The 19,634-nt window shown below is 40.3% G+C and carries 19 protein-coding genes; 8 read left to right on the top strand and 11 right to left on the bottom strand.

All coding sequences use genetic code 11. The annotated features are described in order from the left end of the window. The first annotated feature begins 48 nt into the window (after positions 1 to 48). Positions 49 to 1,305 (top strand): type II restriction endonuclease, encoded by a 1,257-nt coding sequence (locus FH971_RS00450; RefSeq protein WP_140232939.1) that lies wholly within the window; start codon positions 49 to 51, stop codon positions 1,303 to 1,305. On the opposite strand, the gene FH971_RS00455 is transcribed toward FH971_RS00450, so the two are convergent. From FH971_RS00455 to FH971_RS00470, 4 genes are all read right to left on the bottom strand, one after another. Then, entirely contained in the window at positions 1,277 to 1,489 is a 213-nt protein-coding gene (locus FH971_RS00455) for a hypothetical protein (RefSeq protein ID WP_140232941.1), read from the bottom strand. The genes FH971_RS00450 and FH971_RS00455 overlap by 29 nt on opposite strands. A 282-nt stretch (positions 1,490 to 1,771) precedes the next feature. Then, entirely contained in the window at positions 1,772 to 2,062 is a 291-nt protein-coding gene (locus FH971_RS00460; protein WP_140232943.1) for a hypothetical protein, read from the bottom strand. 318 nt (positions 2,063 to 2,380) lie between these two features. Beyond that, on the bottom strand, positions 2,381 to 3,697 hold the full coding sequence (locus FH971_RS00465; RefSeq protein ID WP_137223948.1) for an anaerobic C4-dicarboxylate transporter: 1,317 nt from the start codon (positions 3,695 to 3,697) through the stop codon (positions 2,381 to 2,383). Between the two features lie 792 nt (positions 3,698 to 4,489). Next, positions 4,490 to 5,353, bottom strand: a complete 864-nt coding sequence (locus FH971_RS00470) for a YicC/YloC family endoribonuclease (protein WP_137223946.1) — start codon at positions 5,351 to 5,353, stop codon at positions 4,490 to 4,492. A gap of 241 nt (positions 5,354 to 5,594) precedes the next feature. Between FH971_RS00470 and rph the strand changes: the two genes are divergently transcribed. Next, positions 5,595 to 6,308 carry a ribonuclease PH gene (rph, locus tag FH971_RS00475; protein WP_137223944.1) on the top strand — a complete coding sequence of 238 codons (714 nt, stop codon included), beginning with the start codon at positions 5,595 to 5,597 and terminating at the stop codon, positions 6,306 to 6,308. Between the two features lie 72 nt (positions 6,309 to 6,380). Next, positions 6,381 to 7,022 (top strand): orotate phosphoribosyltransferase, encoded by a 642-nt coding sequence (gene pyrE / locus FH971_RS00480; RefSeq protein WP_137223942.1) that lies wholly within the window; start codon positions 6,381 to 6,383, stop codon positions 7,020 to 7,022. Positions 7,023 to 7,127: 105 nt separating this feature from the next. On the opposite strand, the gene folE is transcribed toward pyrE, so the two are convergent. The 4 genes from folE to coaBC all read right to left on the bottom strand — a co-directional run bounded on the left by folE (position 7,128) and on the right by coaBC (position 10,480). Then, on the bottom strand, positions 7,128 to 7,778 hold the full coding sequence (gene folE / locus FH971_RS00485) for a GTP cyclohydrolase I FolE (RefSeq protein ID WP_137223941.1): 651 nt from the start codon (positions 7,776 to 7,778) through the stop codon (positions 7,128 to 7,130). 421 nt (positions 7,779 to 8,199) lie between these two features. After that, positions 8,200 to 8,793, bottom strand: a complete 594-nt coding sequence (gene slmA / locus FH971_RS00490) for a nucleoid occlusion factor SlmA (protein ID WP_137223937.1) — start codon at positions 8,791 to 8,793, stop codon at positions 8,200 to 8,202. Between the two features lie 35 nt (positions 8,794 to 8,828). Further along, positions 8,829 to 9,287, bottom strand: coding sequence for a dUTP diphosphatase (gene dut, locus FH971_RS00495; RefSeq protein WP_137223935.1), 459 nt, complete (start codon positions 9,285 to 9,287; stop codon positions 8,829 to 8,831). Further along, on the bottom strand, positions 9,284 to 10,480 hold the full coding sequence (coaBC, locus tag FH971_RS00500) for a bifunctional phosphopantothenoylcysteine decarboxylase/phosphopantothenate--cysteine ligase CoaBC (protein ID WP_140235480.1): 1,197 nt from the start codon (positions 10,478 to 10,480) through the stop codon (positions 9,284 to 9,286). Before coaBC ends, dut begins: the two co-directional genes overlap by 4 nt. Positions 10,481 to 10,713: 233 nt before the next feature. Here coaBC and radC point away from each other — a divergent pair, with 233 nt between their 5' ends. From radC to argA, 4 genes are all read left to right on the top strand, one after another. Then, positions 10,714 to 11,391, top strand: a complete 678-nt coding sequence (gene radC, locus FH971_RS00505; protein ID WP_137223933.1) for a RadC family protein — start codon at positions 10,714 to 10,716, stop codon at positions 11,389 to 11,391. A gap of 122 nt (positions 11,392 to 11,513) precedes the next feature. Continuing rightward, positions 11,514 to 11,750, top strand: coding sequence for a 50S ribosomal protein L28 (gene rpmB / locus FH971_RS00510; protein WP_137223931.1), 237 nt, complete (start codon positions 11,514 to 11,516; stop codon positions 11,748 to 11,750). Positions 11,751 to 11,756: 6 nt separating this feature from the next. After that, positions 11,757 to 11,930: a 50S ribosomal protein L33 gene (rpmG, locus tag FH971_RS00515; RefSeq protein ID WP_055025224.1), complete on the top strand. Its 174-nt coding sequence runs from the start codon at positions 11,757 to 11,759 to the stop codon at positions 11,928 to 11,930. Between the two features lie 501 nt (positions 11,931 to 12,431). Continuing rightward, positions 12,432 to 13,751, top strand: a complete 1,320-nt coding sequence (gene argA, locus FH971_RS00520; protein WP_140232945.1) for an amino-acid N-acetyltransferase — start codon at positions 12,432 to 12,434, stop codon at positions 13,749 to 13,751. 110 nt (positions 13,752 to 13,861) lie between these two features. On the opposite strand, the gene rarD is transcribed toward argA, so the two are convergent. Further along, positions 13,862 to 14,770, bottom strand: coding sequence for an EamA family transporter RarD (rarD, locus tag FH971_RS00525; protein ID WP_140232947.1), 909 nt, complete (start codon positions 14,768 to 14,770; stop codon positions 13,862 to 13,864). A gap of 126 nt (positions 14,771 to 14,896) precedes the next feature. Next, positions 14,897 to 15,361 carry a thioesterase family protein gene (locus tag FH971_RS00530; protein WP_137223925.1) on the bottom strand — a complete coding sequence of 155 codons (465 nt, stop codon included), beginning with the start codon at positions 15,359 to 15,361 and terminating at the stop codon, positions 14,897 to 14,899. Between the two features lie 201 nt (positions 15,362 to 15,562). Between FH971_RS00530 and recQ the strand changes: the two genes are divergently transcribed. After that, positions 15,563 to 17,410, top strand: a complete 1,848-nt coding sequence (gene recQ, locus FH971_RS00535) for a DNA helicase RecQ (protein ID WP_140232949.1) — start codon at positions 15,563 to 15,565, stop codon at positions 17,408 to 17,410. A gap of 13 nt (positions 17,411 to 17,423) precedes the next feature. Here the strand turns inward: recQ and FH971_RS00540 are convergent, their stop codons facing one another. Then, positions 17,424 to 19,259: a hypothetical protein gene (locus FH971_RS00540; protein ID WP_140232951.1), complete on the bottom strand. Its 1,836-nt coding sequence runs from the start codon at positions 19,257 to 19,259 to the stop codon at positions 17,424 to 17,426. Positions 19,260 to 19,634: the final 375 nt, after the last annotated feature.

Raw genomic sequence — 19,634 nt, forward strand, 5'->3', positions numbered from 1 at the left:
TTTTGATATCTATAATCTTTGGTTGAATCAGCTGACTAACGAGATGTTATGAGGTACATTGATTTAGGTTTTAAATTTTTTATAACTACGAGGTATAAAGTGGTATTTTCTGATTGGTTATCAAGCATTTCTTCTACTGGTTATTCTCTTTACATAAAAAGATTATCTGCTAATGATACTGGCGCTAGTGGCGGTCATCAAGTCGGAGTTTATGTTCCGAAAAATGTGATGGATAATCTTTTTCCTTCATTGAATGTCATAGATAGGTTAAACCCTGACCTGTATTTTAAAGCCGTAACTTTGTCACATGATTTTGATGATAAACAAGTAAGAGCTATTTATTACAATAATCGATTTTTCGGTAAAACCAGAAATGAAAAACGTATCACTGGTTGGGGAGGAAGGAAATCACCATTACAAAATCCCGATAATACAGGTGCCTTAGCTTTATTTGCATTTGTTCGGGGTAATAAATCTGATTGTGTAACTGTTCAGGTATGGGTATGTAGTACTATTGAAGATGAAGATTTCCTTGAGCAATCGATAGGTGAAGTTTTACCCGGTGAATGCTTATTTGGTCCATCAAGCAATCTGTTAAGTGGTTTTAAGCGCACAAACCCAAAAGAGTCGAACCTGTACAAAATACCAGATGCTTGGAGACTTAAATTTCCTTCTGGTGAAGAATTGATTAAGCATTTGGCTGAAGTTTATACATTTAAAGCCGCAGAACCAGATGACTTACTTATTGAACGCAGGGATGTTGAGTATACTGCATTTAAGAAAATTGAAGAGTTTCATGTGCTTGATAAAATCAGGGATGGTTTTGATACCGTTGATGACTTTGTTAATCTTGCAAATTCAGTAAGCAACCGACGTAAATCTAGATCTGGAAAGTCACTGGAATTACATTTAGAACATATATTTCAAGAGAATGGTATTACAAACTTTACTTCACAATGTGTAACTGAAGCCAACAAAAAACCTGATTTCATTTTCCCTTCTTGTGACTCATATCATAACAAACTATTTCCTAGACAAAATTTGCGAATGTTGGCAGTAAAAACTACATGTAAAGATAGATGGCGACAGATTATTAATGAGGCTGATGATATCAAAATAAAGCATTTATTTACCCTACAAGAAGGGGTTTCAATTAATCAATATGCTGAGATGAAATTAGCTGGAGTTAAACTAGTTGTGCCGAAATCTTTGCACCGCTGTTATCCGGAACAAATTAGGGGTGATATATTATCGCTTATTGAATTTATGACCGATGTTAGAGTGAACTGTTTTGATTTGAATTAATGTTGTCAAATATATCTTCGAAAGCATTATCTATAGAGAAAACCAACCCAGTATCTAACTCTTCATTATTTTTCGAAACCGACCAAATATAGCCGCCACAGTATTGGTCGGGATTAGGCTCTATATAAATATCAAAACCATCAATAGTTTCTTCAATTATTTCGGTATATGAATTATCACACATGGTGTTATCTCCAATGAATTACATGCGATATTGTCAGCATTCTTAAATAAGGAGTCCACGGACTATGAGTCACATTGGCCTCTTTTAAGCACCTGAAGTGATGATTTATTGAAGGAATTAATTCATATGAACTTGCCAAAGCCTGCCATATTGGCATCTGCAACTGTTGAAAACAGGATGTTTTCGTCAAGCCCCCATGGATGGGTTTACGGCGTGTTGCATAGGACGATGTGGTGGGCGGAATAGCTAAAGAGTTATTAGATTAAGGTGAGTGATGAGATCTTAACTTGTTTCGCACTCAAAGATATTAACAGCTTCAGCACCAGCATATATTTCAGGGAACTCATCATTACCTTCATTGATGGCAGATTCGATAGTGTAACGAGCACCTTCTATTTCACGGTTGCTAGCCAGTTCATGCTCTACCCATAATATATTGTATTGGTTATTCTGTTTAAAATAGAAGCTTACACAAGTATCGTTACCGTAACTGTTATCGATTAAAAATGGATAATCATTAGGGTTAAATCCCAAATTAAACTGAGTTCCAAAAGCTTGTAAATATGGCTGCATAATCATATTTCTTATATTTTTTAAGATACATTTATTATAGTTTAAATCATTATTTTTATAGGTTTACGAGTTACTTTTTTAGTAAAAATAGAGTTCGCTATACAAGATTTTTAAATCTATATTTTATATTGATTATCAACATCTTAATTTCATACTTTGTTACTATCTACTAGTTGTGGGAGTTGCCTTGCATTCAAGTTATCACCTAGCAATATAAACAAAAATGGCAGCCACAGTGGCTGCCATTTTTATGGTTGCTAGTGAGTCACTAGCGGTTTATCGCTTTATTCAAAGCTCAAATCAAAACATAAGTTGAGATTAGTTAATTGCCATTGATATGAAGTAACCAACAACAGTTGCAGTACCTACACCGATAAATCCAGGAATAATAAAGCTGTGGTTAAGTACATATTTTCCAATATGAGTTGTGCCAGTTCTATCAAAACTAATCGCCGCTAAATCGCTTGGGTAGAATGGGAAGAAGAAGTAGGCATAACACGCTGGTAGTACACCGATTAATACTGGTGCTGGGATCCCTAATGAATACCCTAATGGCAACATAATGGTTAATACTGCAGCCTGACTTTTTAAGAATATTGAAGACACAAACATCGCGATAGCGAATGTCCATGGATAAACACTCACAAGGTCACTTACGGCAGCAATCAAAAAGCTTTTATGGTGAGTAATAATCGTGTCACTCATCCACGCAATACCGAAAATAATAATGACCGCGGTCATACCGGCTGTAAACACATTACTGGTGACAATTTTTTTCGGTGACACGTTAGTGGCCAACAATATCAAACCACCGACGGTCAGCATCATAAACTGAATCGCGACCGACATTTTTACGCCAGCAGGCAGAACTTGCTTACTAAACATCGCTACCATGATAACGGCAAAAATACCGAGTAAGAATATGATTAAGCCTTTCTTCGCCGTAGACTTCGCTTCTGGTGTTTGAACCTTGTCAGCTGCTGGGTCTGTTAATGCTTCGCGGAACTCTGTATCAATAAGGCGCGCCTGAAAATCTTCATCTTTATCTAAATCTTTACCGCGCTTTAAGCTCCAAGTACACGCCACTAGCAAACCTGTTAAGGTTGCAGGGATGGTTACCATTAGTACATCAAGCAAGTTAATATCAAGATTGTTATCTACAGCTGTTGCTAGTACTACTGCGGCTGCAGCAGCAATTGGGCTGGCTGTAATCCCCATTTGTGAAGCAACAGTTGCCATTGCCAATGGACGCTCAGGACGGATACCTTTTTTGTACGATACATCGTAAATAACAGGAAGTAGTGGATAAACAGAATGTCCTGTACCAACTAATACCGTTAACGTATAAGTACAAAGAGGGCCTAAAAAGACAATATGTTCAGGATGTTTGCGTAACAGTTTTTCGGCAAACTTTACTAACAGCGTTAAACCACCAGTGGCTTCTAATGTCGCAGAGGCAGCTACAACCGCTAGAATAATTAACATTACACTGACAGGTGGTGTACCTGGCGCGATGCCAAATACGAAAGCGAGTACCGAAACTCCTAACCCACCGAGTAAACCAAAGGCGACACCGCCATGGCGTATACCTACAAATATCACCGCTAATAACAGCAGCATGTGTACATAAAACATAGTATTTCTCCCAATGGATTTAGGTATTATTTTCAGGACTTAGCCATTGAAAGATATATCACAATGTATTTTTGGTTAGTGACTCAATTCAAGCTATTGAGTGACATATTCTTTTAATGTTAAAAATGTGAACAATATGACAAACCATCACGTTTTCTCGTGTTCACGTGTTCACTAGGTTATTGAATTACGTACTTAAAGGTTTCATGTTATTCGAGTTAGTAGAAACTAACCGCAATAAGATAGTGTTGATTAAATAAAACAGTGTATGCAGTCGTTGTGTTAAATCAGCTAAATATTAGTGGAGGGCTGTTACATTTGATAAGTCAGATAACTCGCCATTGTAGGTCGAATTTTATATTAGAGTACATCTCGCTGGTTATGATAGGTCTCTATAATTAACAGCAAGAGGAAGTTGTTATGTGAGTGTTTTACACGCTAAAGCGTGTAAGTTTTATTTTAACGGCTATAGCGTGTAAGGGGACGTTGCACAAATCTTCCCTAGACACTTTATTCAAACCGCCAAGGCGGTGGGTTTTGATGCCGATACTATGAATACTATTTTGCTTGAAACAGTTAATCAGATTGACGCGGTGATAAAGACAGTAATAGCACAAATACCGCATGATTTTCCTATTTATATACGGGATTCAATATTAGATGGATTGACTGAAAGCGCTAAGCTGATTACCCCAGAAAGCGTGATACAAACTAAGATGTAATCCACTCGCTCAGACAAACAATTAAGCCCAGCAATGCTGGGCTTAATATTACTAGGTCCAAACTTAAAGCTTACTCGACGTTTTGGATCTGCTCGCGCATTTGCTCAATTAATACTTTTAATTCTACCGCTGCTGAAGTGATTTCTGCACTGATTGATTTTGAGGCTAAAGTATTTGATTCGCGGTTAAACTCTTGCATCATAAAGTCTAAGCGGCGGCCTTCGCTGCCACCTTTTTTAAGAATGCGACGAGCTTCTACTACGTGGGCTTCGAGGCGATCCATTTCTTCGGCGACATCTTGTTTTTGCGCCAGTAATACCATTTCTTGTTCAATACGAGCAGGATCTAATTCGCCAGCAATGTCTGCTAAGCGGTTAGTGAGTTTTTCACGTTGGTACTTCATTACGGTTGGCATGTGCTCACGAACAATGTTCACTTGTTCCATTACGCCGTCTAAGCGAGTCAGTAGCATGTCTTTAATGGCCTCACCTTCACGTCCACGGGCTTCGATAAATTGATCGATAGCACTGTCGAACGCTGTCATTAGCTCTGCGCCAATGCTGTCCATGTCTTGTTCGGCTGAGGCTAGCACGCCAGGCCAGCGTAATACGTCTGTTAGGCTGAGTTCGCCTTGACCTGCTTCTTGCTTTAACCAGTTGGCCGCATTAAGCAATTGTTTGGCTAGGTCTTGGTTTAGTTGTAATTCGTTGCTGCTGTTATCGGCGAGTTCATAACGCAAGTTCACTTCTACTTTTCCACGGTTAAGGCGTTTACGTAGACGATCGCGTAAGACAGGTTCAAAGCTGCGGAACTGCTCAGGTAGGCGCAGGTAGGTTTCTAGGTAGCGCTGGTTAACTGAACGGATTTCCCATGAGGCGGTGCCCCATTGTGCTTTGTGCTCGATACGAGCGTAGGCTGTCATGCTTTGGATCATGAAGTGTCCTATTATATTATTTCGCGAATGTGGGTTGATTATAGCTGTTTTAGGTGGTCAGATTAAAGGATTTGTCGATAGAATTATTGCTTATCTTGGCCTATATCAATTACATCGAGTGTTGAAGCACAACTGTTTAAGCAACAGATAGAGAATAGCGTGGGTTTGTCGTGGCATCTCACGGCATGAAGCTCTATAATATGCGCTCAAATATGATCTAAAATCGACTACAGGACTTTTCATGCGCCCAAGTAACCGTACACCAGCTCAAACTCGCCCTATCACTATTACGCGTTCTTTTACTGCACATGCTGAAGGCTCTGTTTTAGTTGAGTTTGGCGACACAAAAGTATTATGTACTGCCAGTTTCACCGAAGGCGTACCGCGTTTTCTTAAAGGTCAGGGCCAAGGTTGGGTCACTGCTGAATATGGTATGTTACCGCGTTCAACCCATAGCCGTATGGACCGTGAAGCGGCTCGTGGTAAGCAGTCTGGCCGTACCCAAGAAATTCAACGTTTAATTGGCCGTGCATTACGTGCCGCTGTAGACATGAAATTGTTAGGTGAAAACACCATCGTTATCGATTGTGATGTGATTCAAGCTGATGGCGGTACACGTACTGCTGCTATTACTGGTGCTTGTGTAGCATTGGTTGACGCACTTAATTGGGCTCGTGGTAAAGGCATTATTAAAGCTAACCCACTTAAGTTTTTAATTGCCGCAGTAAGCGTTGGTATTTTTGATGGCGAAGCGATCAGTGATTTAGAATACATTGAAGACAGTGCTGCAGAAACAGACATGAACGTAGTGATGACTGAAACCGGTAAAATTATTGAAATTCAAGGTACTGCAGAAGGCGAACCCTTTAGCCATGAAGAGTTACTTGAGTTGTTAGTGTTAGCTAAAAACAGTATTCGCGAAATTGTCGATGTACAGAAAGCCGCATTAAGTTAATATGCTGTTGAAAAATTAGGACCGATTACGGTCCTTTTTTTTAAGCTAAATTTTGATTATAGAGGAATAACCGTGAAAGCCTATCAACGCGAATTTATCGAGTTTGCCTTAGCCCGCCAAGTATTACGTTTTGGTGAGTTTACCCTTAAATCTGGCCGTACGAGTCCGTACTTTTTTAATGCTGGATTGTTTAATACCGGTAAAGACTTAGCACGCTTAGGTCGCTTTTACGCTGCGGCGTTAATGGATTCGGGTATTGAGTTCGATTTATTGTTTGGTCCGGCGTATAAAGGCATTCCGATTGCGACAACCACAGCCGTTGCTTTGTGCGATCATCACGATGTAGACATTCCATACTGTTTTAATCGCAAAGAAGCCAAAACTCACGGTGAAGGTGGCAGTTTGGTGGGCAGCGAGCTAAAAGGCAAAGTTATGCTGGTGGACGATGTGATCACCGCCGGTACGGCGATTCGTGAATCAATGGAAATCATTAATGCTCACAATGCACAGCTTGCAGGCGTGTTGATTGCATTAGATCGCCAAGAAAAAGGCAAGGGTGAGTTGTCGGCGATTCAAGAAGTTGAACGTGATTTTGGTTGTCAGATTGTGTCGATTATTAAGTTGGCCGATTTAATTAATTATCTGTCTGAAAAGCCGGGTATGGAAGCAGAGTTAGCATCCGTTAGTGCTTATCGTGAGCAATACGGGATTTAATATTTTATATTATTTTTCTTATTAATCATTATCAACAAAAAAGCAGCCTCTAGATTATTAAATTAGATGGCTGCTTTTTTTATTGGCTTGCGCGATGATTCAAACCTATTTTACAAGATGTAAAAACTCAGCGCGGGTTGCAGGGTTTGATTTAAAAATACCGCCCAATGCAGTGGTGGTAGTCGAGCTGGTTGAGTCCATCACGCCGCGGGATTTAACGCAGTAATGCACCGCATCCATTTTTACCGCTACGTCTTTGGTTTCTAATAAGGTTTGCAGTGCCACTAACACTTGTTGGGTTAGGCGCTCTTGTACTTGTGGACGTTGGGCAAAAAATCGCACGATTCGGTTTATTTTCGATAGACCGATAATTTTTGTGCGGGGTAAATAAGCGACAGTCGCGAATCCATCAATGGTTACTAAGTGATGTTCGCAGGTGCTGGTAAGACTGATGTCTTGTACACGCACCATTTCATCAACGCCCATTTTATTTTCGATAACAGTGATTTTAGGGAAGTTTTCGTAATCAAGCCCCGAGAAAATCTCATCAACATACATTTTTGCAATGCGGCGTGGAGTATCAGCCAAGCTGTCGTCGCTTAGATCGAGTGACATAAGGGTCAAAATTTCACGCATGTGATGTTCAATTTTGACTTTACGTTCTTCAGGCGTGAACGTTTTCGGCAGCATTGGGGTTTCAAGACCGAGATCTTTTAGTGCGGCTTGTACTTTTATTGCGGCTTCACTGAGTGCCATAAATCCTCCAACTACTCGACATTACTGTTTGTGTTAGCGTACGTTAAAACCCACTTTGGCGACCGCTAAGGGACGAGGAGAATAGCGCGATTTGCTGTAAATTAATACTGCAGGTAACAAAAAAGCCGACCCCGTTAGTCGGGTATCGGCTTTTTGTGTGTAAACGTTTAAGTGATAACTACTTTACGTTTAAGTTCTCTTTGATAAATGTGAGCATGATATCGTAATACTTAGCCCGATTTTCTGCGTTAAAGAAACCATGGCCTTCTTTTATCCAAATCTGTTTTTGGAATGGGTGTATTTATCTGGGGTTTATGGACAACAGTTGCAGCTTAATTATTCAGTTGAATTAAGCAGATATGGTCTTTAGATGATGTAAGATGTAGGGCCATATGGCAATTGTCATACAGCCCTAAATAGTTTAGCTTCTTAGCAATTGTTGCTGAATAAATGTCCATTGCTCATCAAAGTGTAGTGTTGGCTTTTGCTTGAATTCGCTACGAACAAATTGTGAAATACGCCCTTCGACAAAGGCCAACAATAGGTTGGCTAGTATGGCTTCATCGATGTTAAAGCCTACACCTTCACGTAATGTCTTTTCACGTAGAATTTGTTTTATTTGAGTTTCAATTTTGGCAAATAATGCGTCAATACGACTACGTAAACGTTCATTTTCACCCAGTAATGCATCGCCATTTAATACTCTGGAAATACCTGGATTACGTTCAGAAAATACCAGTAATAACTGCAGCACTAACTGACAGCGGGCCATGGTGTCTTTTTCTTCATCCATGATGAGGTTTAAGCGCGATAATATCGCATCTTCAATAAATTCGATTAAGCCTTCGAACATCCGCGCTTTACTTGGGAAATGACGGTATAGCGCGGCTTCTGATACACCAACTTCAGCGGCAAGCTTTGCGGTGGTAATGCGTTGACCAGGACTGGTTTCAAGCATTTGTGCCAAGCATTGTAAAATATGCTCGCGGCGATTTATTTTAGGGCTTTCAGCCATTATGTGTTCCTTGGCTCAGTGACTACTTGAAAAGGTTATTTGGTTCCTGAGTGACCAAATCCGCCTTCTCCACGATCTGAGCTTTTAAACTCATCCACTAGGGTAAATGTTGCCTGTACAACGGGTACAAACATCAATTGGGCTAAACGATCGCCTATTTCGAGTGTGAATGGCTTATCACTTCGGTTCCAACATGACACCATTAACGGTCCTTGGTAATCGGAGTCAATTAAACCCACTAAGTTACCCAGTACGATGCCATGCTTATGACCCATACCTGAGCGCGGTAAAATCACCGCTGCAAGGCTTGGGTCGGCTACATGAACAGCTATGCCTGTTGGAATTAATACGGTTTGGCCTGGTTCAATGACCATGGTGGTGTCGGTCATAGCACGTAAGTCCATGCCTGCACTACCTGGGGTAGCATAAGCTGGCAATGGAAATTCACTGCCAATACGCGAGTCGAGAATTTTTAGTTCAATGGGTGTTTTCATGATTTTTTTAGTTGTTGTTCTATCAATGTGAGTAATTGGCGCGCCAGAGTCAGTTTATCTGTTGCGGGCAGTTGTTGGCTGCCATCTTGCCAAAAAACCTGTAATGCATTGCTATCGGCATTAAAGCCTAAGCCTTGAATAGAGACATCGTTCGCGGCGATCATATCAAGCTTTTTACGTTGCAGTTTACCGCGAGCGTATTGCTCTACATCGTTAGTTTCAGCAGCAAAACCGACAGTGAAAGGTCGGATAGTGTGCTGGGCTACCGCGGCTAAGATATCAGGATTACGCACTAGTGCAAGCTGCATTTGTTCCGCTGACTTTTTGATTTTTTGCTGGGCAACATCGGCAATTCGATAATCTGCGACTGCGGCGCAACCAATAAAAATATCATGTTGTTCAACCTGTCCCATCACTGCGTCGAGCATTTGTTGTGCTGAATCAACATCAATACGGGTGACGCCAGCCGGTGTGACTAAATTAACTGGGCCAGACACTAATGTTACCTTGGCACCCATTTCTGCCGCTGCTTGGGCTAAAGAAAAGCCCATTTTCCCCGAACTGTGATTAGAAATATAACGCACAGGATCTATGGCTTCGCGCGTTGGGCCTGCTGTAATCAGGACTTGATGACCTTGCAAGGTTTTAGGACCAAAAAATTGTACTAGTTGCTCGGCAATGGCGACAGGTTCTTGCATACGCCCAGGACCAACTTCGCCACAGGCTTGGCTACCTGAGGCTGGCTGCCAAATAGTGAGACCTTTGCGAGCTAAATTAGCCATGTTTTCTTGGGTGGCGATGTTTTGGTACATTTGTTGATTCATTGCAGGACAGACAATGACGGGAGCGCTGGTTGCTAAACACGTTGTTGTTAATAAGTCATCTGCCATACCTGCATTGATACGCGCCATTAAGTTAGCCGTAGCAGGTGCGAGTAGAACAACGTCAGCCCAGCGTGCTAGCTCAATATGACCCATAGCAGCTTCTGCAGCTGGATCGAGCAAATCAGAGGCTACAGGATGGCCTGAGAGCGCTTGTATGGTGAGTGGAGTAATAAACTCCATGGCGCTTTGAGTCATAATGACGCGCACATCAGCACCGCGCTCTTTTAAACGGCGGATTAGGTCCGCACTTTTGTATGCGGCAATGCCGCCTGCAATTCCAAGTAATACTTTTTTATTTGTCAGCATGATGCACATTATCCGACTCAAATATAATTGCGGCTAACAATATCACAAACTTGTGACAAGTTGCGTCGATCCAATCTCAAAAATATCGACCATACTGTGTAATCAATTCGAACTCTGTTTTTGAAAAAGGCAACAACCCGTTAATGGTGAAGTGGTAGCTCATCCGGTGTTGTATTTGTTAATAGAGCCGATTTAATGCGTGTATTTTCGTTTCACATTGAATATAAGGGACATTCATGGGGATTAAAGATTGGCCACAAGGAGAAGGGCCGCGAGAAAAGTTATTGCTTAAAGGTGCTGGGCATCTTTCCGATGCTGAATTACTCGCTGTGTTACTTCGCAATGGTTTAGCAGGGCAAAATGCGGTGGATTTGGCTCGAGAGATGATAAATCAGTTTGGCGGTTTGCGTAGTTTACTTACCGCATCGAAAACACAAGTATGCAAATTAGCCGGTGTTGGACCGGTAAAATATGCTCAATTACAAGCCGCAGCCGAAATTTCTAAGCGAATAGCTCATGAAAATCTACAAAGAGGGCAAATTTTGACAAATCCTGATTTAACTCGGGACTATTTAATGAGACAATTAGCTGACCGATCCTATGAAGTGTTCGCCTTACTATTGTTGGATACCCAACATAGAGTCATTCAATTTGTAGAATTATTTCGTGGCACCATCGATTCCGCTTCTGTTTATCCTCGCGAGGTAGTTAGCCTTGTTTTGGAGAAAAAAGCCGCTGCGGTGATAGTGTGTCACAATCATCCGTCTGGCATTGCAGAGCCAAGTCAGGCTGATCGGCGAATAACTGAGCGAATAAAAAATGCATTGGCAACCATAGATGTTTCTTTGTTAGATCATATGGTTGTAGGTGATCAGGAGATAGTCTCCTTTGCCGAGCGAGGATGGATTGTATAAACACTGCTTGATCTTCTATGGTCAATCGTGTATAAAATGCGCCCTCTTTGTGCCTCGGGCGACGGCCATACGAGGCACATTAATGCTCGAGCGTTAAAAATTTGTTTTTGGAGAAGATTGACATGTCAAGAGTATGCCAAGTAACTGGCAAGAAGCCAATGGTTGGTAACAACCGTTCGCACGCTAAAAATTCGACTCGTCGTCGTTTTTTACCTAACCTACAAAACCACCGTTTTTGGTTAGAAGAAGAAAAACGCTTCGTACAACTACGCGTATCTACTAAAGGTATACGTATTATCGATAAGAAAGGTATTGAAGTTGTTGTTGCTGAACTTCGTGCCCGTGGCGAGAAGGTATAATAGAAAATGGCTAAATCTAAAGGTAATCGTGAGAAGATCAAATTAGTATCTAGTGCTAAAACTGGTCACTTCTACACTACTGAAAAGAACAAGCGTAACATGCCTGAGAAAATGGAAATCAAGAAATTTGATCCAGTTATTCGTCAGCACGTTATCTATAAAGAAGCTAAAATCAAGTAATTGATTTTTGACTCTTAAAAAAGCCCCTTAATTGGGGCTTTTTTTATGCCTGTTTAAAAGTAGTCTATACTGAATAGAATGATTAATATGTTTGTGAAGTTGTATTCTAACTAATTGAATCATAAATATGTTCAGTTAGTTTACTCATGCAGTACCGCATTAATCTGATGGTATTTTAATAGACATTATTTTCGCATTGTTAACGTGTAATAATGTTTACATATTGCTGAGTATGTGTGATTTTTGTGTAATGCAAATATTATAAATTAATGCGTAAAATATGATTAAGTGCTAAAGCGAGCTAACTTTTTGGCTGTAATGATTTTTTAATATAAAAATGAGATAATTTATTTCTTCACAAGTGAAATAAAATGCTTTAAAAGTGAATTAAAATGCAATAATATCTTTGGGTACACCAAATGAATAAAACAACCGGTTATGTGACATGTTTTGTCATAGCCATTATTGAACATCAAATTTAATACCGAGGTAACGTTGCCTGTGAGAACCACTGAATTGGTTGATGGATTTCGTCATTCTGCTCCTTATGTTAATGCTCATAGAGGTAAAACTTTTGTCGTCATGTTAGGTGGCGAGGCATTAGCACATCCACAATTTCGCGGCATTTTAAATGATGTGGCGATGTTGCATTCACTTGGGATAGAGGTGGTATTGGTTTATGGTGCACGACCGCAAATAGATGCAGGGTTAAAGATTGCTGGAATTGAACCGGCTTATCACAATGGTATTCGTATTACCGATGAAGAAACCTTAAAGATTATTAAACAGGTTGCAGGAGCCACTCAATTTGATATTACCGCAAGGATGTCAATGAGCTTAGGTAATACGCCGATGCAAAATGCCCAAATCAATTTAGTGAGTGGTAATTTTGTAATTGCCCAACCGTTGGGGGTCGATGACGGTGTCGATTTTTGTTTAAGTGGTAAAGTTCGTCGTATTGATGCGCTAGGATTACGTCGTCAGTTAGACAATAACGGTATTGTGTTAATGGGACCTATTGCCGCTTCTGTTACGGGCGAAAGCTTTAATCTCACCGCTGAAGAAGTGGCAACCCAAGTCGCGATTAAGTTAAAGGCCGATAAAATTATTGGTTTTAGTGATACTAACGGAATTATTGGCAAAAAAGGCGAGGTGATTGCTGAGTTAATGCCAGATGAAGTTGAAGAAATGCTTCAAAGTATGGCTGACGATGATCATACTTCAGTGTCAACAATGGCTTTTTTAAAAGCAAGCGTCGAAGCTTGTCGCCGAGGTGTACCTCGTTGTCATTTGGTGAGTTATTTAGAAGACGGAGCTCTGTTACAAGAGCTATTTTCACGAGAAGGAATTGGTACCCAAATTGTCACGCAAAGCGCAGAACGTTTGCGTCGGGCTACTATTGGCGATATTGGCGGGATCCTAAACCTCATTCGCCCATTAGAAGAGCAGGGGATTTTAGTGCGTCGTTCTCGCGAGCAGCTTGAAATGGAAATTGAGCAATTTATGCTGGTTGAGCGCGATAACCTTGTTATTGGCTGCGCGGCCTTGTATCCGTTTGAAGAAGATAACGCTGGTGAGTTTGCTTGTTTGGTTGTGCATCCAGATTATCGTGATGCTGACCGTGGTAGTGTGTTGTTAAATAATATTATTGGCCAAGCACGTACACGTGGTTATTCGCGTTTATTTGCACTCACTACGCGCAGTATTCATTGGTTTTTAGAGCATGGTTTTAGCATTGTGGATGTCGATGAGTTACCTAATAAGAAAAAGCAGCTTTATAACTATCATCGTCGCTCGAAGATCCTTGCGTTAGATTTATAACCGTAATGATAGGGTCAACATAAAAAATGCCGGATTAATCCGGCATTTTTTATGTATGAATAAATATACTAATATCATTCTTCAATCTGATTAATAAAAAGTCAGCTTAATCATACTTGGGCTTTTGCTAATGTATTGCGTTTTTGGCGTTGCACTAGCATGTCGCTAATAAAAATAACCAGTGCCCCCCAAATAAAGCCAAAGGTAATGCCTTTTTCAATATCAAACGGCTCGTTAAATAATTGAACCGCCAAGATAAACATGATACTAGGGCCAATATATTGGAAAAACCCTAGGATAGAGAATGGAATTCTTACTGCGGATCCTGCAAAGCATAATAATGGGATGGTAGTGACAATACCTGCTGCAATCAGTAGTAAGTTTAGATTCAAGCTATTGGTTAGCATGCTTACTGAGGATGTCTCTAAGGTGACGAGCAAGTATCCTAAGGCTATCGGTAATAAGATCGCTGTTTCGACTAATAACCCTGTTTTAGCATCAATATTAACTTTTTTACGTAATAAACCATAAAAGCCAAAACTGGCGGCCAAGGCTAATGACAATAGCGGAATGGAGCCAAAAGAGATTAACTGAACCAATACGCCGGCACTGGCTAAACCTACCGCTACCCATTGTAATTTACGCAAACGTTCGCCTAAAAACAGCATTCCAAGTAAAACGTTAAACAGTGGGTTGATAAAGTAACCCAAGCTAGCATCAAGCATATGGTCGTTGTTGACTGCCCAAATAAAAATGAGCCAATTTGCTGCAATAAGAACTGATGTAACAAAGAGTACCGCGAGTTGTTTTGGGTGTTTGAGAACAAGGCGCAGACGACCAAATCCACCTATAAATTGCATCAGAATGATCATAAATAAAAATGACCATATGACACGATGCATTAATATTTCTGTCGCGGGGACATGATGCAAAAGTTTAAAATACAGTGGTGCGATACCCCAAATGGTATAAGCACAAACTGCCAGTAAAACTCCTTTACGGTATTCTAAATCAGGCATAGTCAATCAATAATGGGCGTAACGAGAAGAAGATGGCGATTGTAGGTCGCCATTTTGGATGACACAAGTGATTAAGCGAATTCTTTTATTGTATGGCTTTTAGCTTTGCAAGACAGATCTTTATTGTCAACCCACCATATAAGTTCCTGTGCCAAATGCAATATGGACACCTTGTTCATTATGTAATTCCATTCGGCACACTGATACCCGGTTACCAGAACGGATAACACTACCTGTGCCAGTAAAAATCTCGCCACGACCTGGGCGTAAAAAGTCTACCCGCATATCGATCGTGCCCAAGGTTGTAAGACGCTGTTGTAACTCTTCTATGGTCCAATCTTCTTTACTGGCAACTAGCCCTGCAAAAACCGTAAGTCCACCAACAACATCAAGTATTGTTGCGGTGACACCGCCATGAAGAATATTTTGATGGATATTACCGATGAGTTCTGGCTTCATTTTTATCACGACTTCAACCCCATTGATGTCGTAATGTTTTATATCTAAACCAAGCAGATTATGGAATGGAACATGTTGGTCAAAAATATCTGCAACTTGCTGTAAAATCTGAGTTTTAATGGTGGTGGTCATGAGCAATCCTTGTCGGTCATTATTATTATTATTTTATTAATTCTAAGGCAGCTTGCTGCCATAGAGTATTTAATCTAACCCTAAAGTGACCTCAACTCAAACTTCTATCTTGAATGAAAACATCGCAAAAGTGTTTTGGTTCAAGACTTCTGTGACTGAGTGCTTTAAAATGAGTGCCCCTTGAATGATAATGTAGTGTGAATGGATACTCCGATTTCGGCCAATATTGCGACCTCAGATGAGTTGACGACAGAGCAAGATGTGCTTGCCACTAGCTTGCAGCAAGTTTTTGGTTATCGTGCCTTTCGTGAAGGGCAGCGAGAAGTTATAGAGCAAAGTTTACAAGGCCAAGACACCTTAGTTATTATGCCTACGGGTGGCGGCAAAAGTATATGTTATCAATTGCCTGCTATTGTGTTGCCTGGTGTGGCAGTGGTGGTGTCGCCATTAATTTCGTTGATGAAGGACCAAGTCGACAGTTTGATACAAAGTGGGGTATCGGCGGCTTATCTCAATTCATCTTTACCGCGCGAGCAAAGTGCGGAGGTACTTCGTAAGCTTCACGCTGGTGAGATTAAGTTGTTATATGTGTCACCGGAGCGTTTGTTGCGCCCTGACTTTATTGAACGCCTTCAATCAGTTGATGTTTCTATGTTTGCCGTTGATGAAGCGCATTGCATTAGTCAATGGGGTCATGATTTTAGACCTGAATATGCGGCATTAGGGCAGTTAAAACAGTATTTCCCCTATTTACCTTTAATGGCATTGACTGCGACAGCCGATCACGCGACGCGTTTAAGTATTTGTGAACGTTTAGGTGTGACGCCTTATACTTTGTTATCAAGTTTCGATCGCCCTAATATTCGTTATACCGTGGCTGAAAAGCTTAATGCGGCTAATCAATTACGTCAGTTTTTAACTATCCAAAATGGCACCAGTGGAATTGTGTATTGCAGTAGCCGACGTCGAGTGGATGAGGTTGCTGAGCGTTTACGCTTACAGGGATTTAATGCCCAAGCTTATCATGCCGGTTTAAGCCAGGAAGAACGTGGCAATGTTCAAGATAAGTTTTTAAAAGACCAAGTTGATATTGTGGTGGCAACTGTGGCATTCGGCATGGGAATTAATAAATCTAACGTGCGCTTTGTCGTACATTACGATATTCCTAAAAGTATTGAAGCTTATTACCAAGAAACAGGCCGTGCTGGTCGTGATGGATTGGATGCTGAGGCGTATTTGTTGTTTGACCCTGCCGATATTGGTCGCGTTAGACATTTGATTGAACAATCTGAACCAGGGCCCCAACAGCAAGTCGAATTTCATAAATTGAATACCATGGCAGCATTTGCAGAAGCGCAAACTTGTCGCCGCCAAGTGTTGCTAAATTATTTTGATGAAGTGGCATCAAAGCCTTGTGGTAACTGTGATATCTGTCTTGACCCACCTAAGCGATATGATGGAACTGAAGACGCACAAAAAGTGCTGTCTTGTATTTATCGTTTGCAGCAACGTTTTGGTATCCATCATGTTATTGAAGTCTTGCGCGGGTCTAAAGCGGCTAATGTGGTCGATAGAGGTCATGATAAATTATCGACATGGGGCATTGGTAAAGATAAGTCCACCGAGTTTTGGCTCAGTGTGATCCGCCAATTAATTCATTTAGGTTTAATGAGTCAGGACATCACTCGGGGATCTGCGATTAAGCTTAATCCTGCCGCAAGGCCGATATTGAAAGCTGAGTTATCGCTTATGTTAGCCGTACCGCGGATTCAACTGCTTGATGTTAAACGTAAACCAAATTCCCGTGCGCCGCAGCAATACGATCGTAAACTCTTTGCGCGTTTAAAATTATTGCGTCGTGAACTTGCTGAGAAAAACGACATTCCACCTTACTTAGTGTTTAACGATGCAACCTTAGCAGAAATGTCGGCTATGCTACCCACTAGTCCGGGTGAGATGCTTGCGGTCAATGGGGTCGGACAGATTAAACTGGACCGATTTGGCGGCGAGTTTTTAGATGAAATATCTGATTATCTAACACAAGGCTAACCATCAACATTTATTATAATTTCTGATTATGTTCTTGGGACTTTATTTTGTTTAATTGATTTAATACCGCTTTTTTCAATAACGCATCAAAACTATCAAGTTGGTGCAAACTGGCTACACCAATATTTACTTTACCTTCAGTTTGCCATTCTTCGAGCACATGCTCTATTTGGCTTACCACTCTTGCGGCTCCAATTGGCGATGTATGTGGTAACAGGATAATCAGTTCATTTGGACTGTGGTGGAATAACTGGTCTTGTTCTCTAAGGGTATTTTTTAGCCTAGGAGTAATAAACGGCATATCCGTAGTAAGAATATGGCTCATATCGATAAGCAACATGCTTAGTTGATAATGTCCATGCTTAGCATTATCTAACATGTTATTGATATTTAATTGTTGATTTTCAATATTATTCTTAACGTTGTTGGTGTTGCGAGGGTTTCTGGTTATAAATATCACTAATCCAATTGACATTATTAGGATGATGAGTGCCGTTAATATCAAGCTTTGGTTAATGTTACTAGACTTTTGAGGCGGATCGATAGGCTCACTTTGTGCCGTTATTTTAGCTTTGTATTGCATAAAATGAGCATTGTTTAATTTTTCAGCCGCTTGTTTTGCAGCATCAAAACGCTGCACTTGAAATTGATAAGCGGATTCAAATTGATTTTTTTCGGCATAGTATTGGCTGATTATCTGGTTAAATTCTTCTAAATCCGAAAACTGTTTAAGCTCTGTGGCTTGTTCAATAATATCATTCAGTAACGATAATGCTTGATTGTCTTTATGTTGTGCAAAATATACTTTAGCTAATGTACGCTTGATGCGCATGACGTAGATAGGTTCTTGGTATTTAGTGAATATGTTGATGCTTGAAAGCGCTTTCTGCTCGGCAATATCGTAATTTCCGACGTATAAATTAATCATTGCGAGTAGCCCATACTGATAGGCAAGATCTCGCTCAGAATCTATTTCTGTGTTGAAGTTTTTTATTTTATCTAAATAATATAGCACCTTGGGTTTGTCTTTAAGCGTAATATTGATCAGTGCTAAGTTGATTATCACTGTAGATTTTATTTTCCCAAATGAAGACATGTCTTTATAGGCTTCTTCAGAAAAGTTTAGAGCCTCTTGATAATCCCCTTGGGATAGAAATACATTTGAAATTTCCGATTGGATAAATGAGATTGGAAGTAAGTACCAATGTTGAGGTTGGTTTTGGGCTTCTTCGTAACTAGCTAATGCTAAACGTAAATCCTCAATTGCAGCATTATAGTTTTCTAAACTGGTATTTTGTCTACTTCGGTTATAAAGATTATTCACGATTGCCTGCTTCTCTGAATAAAGATTTGCCAATCTCAATGATTCCTCTGTAAGAATTTGTTCTTGAAGCACATTGCCCAAGTTTTGTTGTGCTTCTGCTTGGCATTGAATAAAGTAAGGACGAGCGGTGTCATACTTATATTGTCGAGCATTAATCTCACCTTGTTTTGCCAAAATAATAGCTTGATTAAATTCACCAAATTCCAATAAATTAAAACAATGTAATAGGCTTAATCGTAGTGCATCAATATTGGTTAATGGTTGCTGAGTATGTTGTTGAACAAGTGAATCAATAAGTACTTTGGCTTCTGCAGATCGTTGAGAATTGATATTGTTGATCACATCGAGTTGTTCGCGAGTGCTGAGCAGTTGAGTTTGGACAATAATATTGTCTGAGAGTAATAAACGTTGAGATGCTTGAGCAAAAACAGAAGAGGTCACAAAATATAGCGTTAGCCCCATGAGCAAAGCGACAATGAGACTAAAGTTATAATTAATGTTCTTTTTCGCTAACGTCATCGTCATTTGTCTACTCAATATGGGGAATGTCAGTATACGGTTATTTCTGTCGTGAGACATAATAATATAATTGATGCAGTGACTTAGGTCTGAGTTTATTTGTACATATCGAAATGACGTTGTGTTAGCTGGCAGTCATTAAATTTAGTCTGTTAAATGTTATTATCACTGTAATGAAGCACTAGTACATCATCATCTTTTTCATCTTGACCAAATTAGGGTTGACACAGAAGGCTGCTCGCGTTATTTATTAAGCACAGACATATTTTATGCATCGCATATTTAGTTATTTAAAGTGAATATTAACGTTATGAACACAAAATTGATTCTACTCGGACTCCTTCTCCTCTCACGCATAACCTGCGCGGAGTCCTTTGTGTC

The organism is Shewanella polaris, from assembly GCF_006385555.1.
GTDB lineage: Bacteria > Pseudomonadota > Gammaproteobacteria > Enterobacterales > Shewanellaceae > Shewanella > Shewanella polaris.

Bases quoted from the DNA above. Each gene is read 5' to 3' on its own strand.
- FH971_RS00450 (WP_140232939.1), top strand. From the start codon at position 49: ATGAGGTACATTGATTTAGGTTTTAAATTTTTTATAACTACGAGGTAT.
- FH971_RS00455 (WP_140232941.1), bottom strand. From the start codon at position 1,489: ATGTGTGATAATTCATATACCGAAATAATTGAAGAAACTATTGATGGT.
- FH971_RS00460 (WP_140232943.1), bottom strand. From the start codon at position 2,062: ATGCAGCCATATTTACAAGCTTTTGGAACTCAGTTTAATTTGGGATTT.
- FH971_RS00465 (WP_137223948.1), bottom strand. From the start codon at position 3,697: ATGTTTTATGTACACATGCTGCTGTTATTAGCGGTGATATTTGTAGGT.
- FH971_RS00470 (WP_137223946.1), bottom strand. From the start codon at position 5,353: ATGATCCAAAGCATGACAGCCTACGCTCGTATCGAGCACAAAGCACAA.
- rph (WP_137223944.1), top strand. From the start codon at position 5,595: ATGCGCCCAAGTAACCGTACACCAGCTCAAACTCGCCCTATCACTATT.
- folE (WP_137223941.1), bottom strand. From the start codon at position 7,778: ATGGCACTCAGTGAAGCCGCAATAAAAGTACAAGCCGCACTAAAAGAT.
- slmA (WP_137223937.1), bottom strand. From the start codon at position 8,793: ATGGCTGAAAGCCCTAAAATAAATCGCCGCGAGCATATTTTACAATGC.
- dut (WP_137223935.1), bottom strand. From the start codon at position 9,287: ATGAAAACACCCATTGAACTAAAAATTCTCGACTCGCGTATTGGCAGT.
- radC (WP_137223933.1), top strand. From the start codon at position 10,714: ATGGGGATTAAAGATTGGCCACAAGGAGAAGGGCCGCGAGAAAAGTTA.
- rpmB (WP_137223931.1), top strand. From the start codon at position 11,514: ATGTCAAGAGTATGCCAAGTAACTGGCAAGAAGCCAATGGTTGGTAAC.
- rpmG (WP_055025224.1), top strand. From the start codon at position 11,757: ATGGCTAAATCTAAAGGTAATCGTGAGAAGATCAAATTAGTATCTAGT.
- rarD (WP_140232947.1), bottom strand. From the start codon at position 14,770: ATGCCTGATTTAGAATACCGTAAAGGAGTTTTACTGGCAGTTTGTGCT.
- FH971_RS00530 (WP_137223925.1), bottom strand. From the start codon at position 15,361: ATGACCACCACCATTAAAACTCAGATTTTACAGCAAGTTGCAGATATT.
- recQ (WP_140232949.1), top strand. From the start codon at position 15,563: ATGGATACTCCGATTTCGGCCAATATTGCGACCTCAGATGAGTTGACG.
- FH971_RS00540 (WP_140232951.1), bottom strand. From the start codon at position 19,259: ATGACGATGACGTTAGCGAAAAAGAACATTAATTATAACTTTAGTCTC.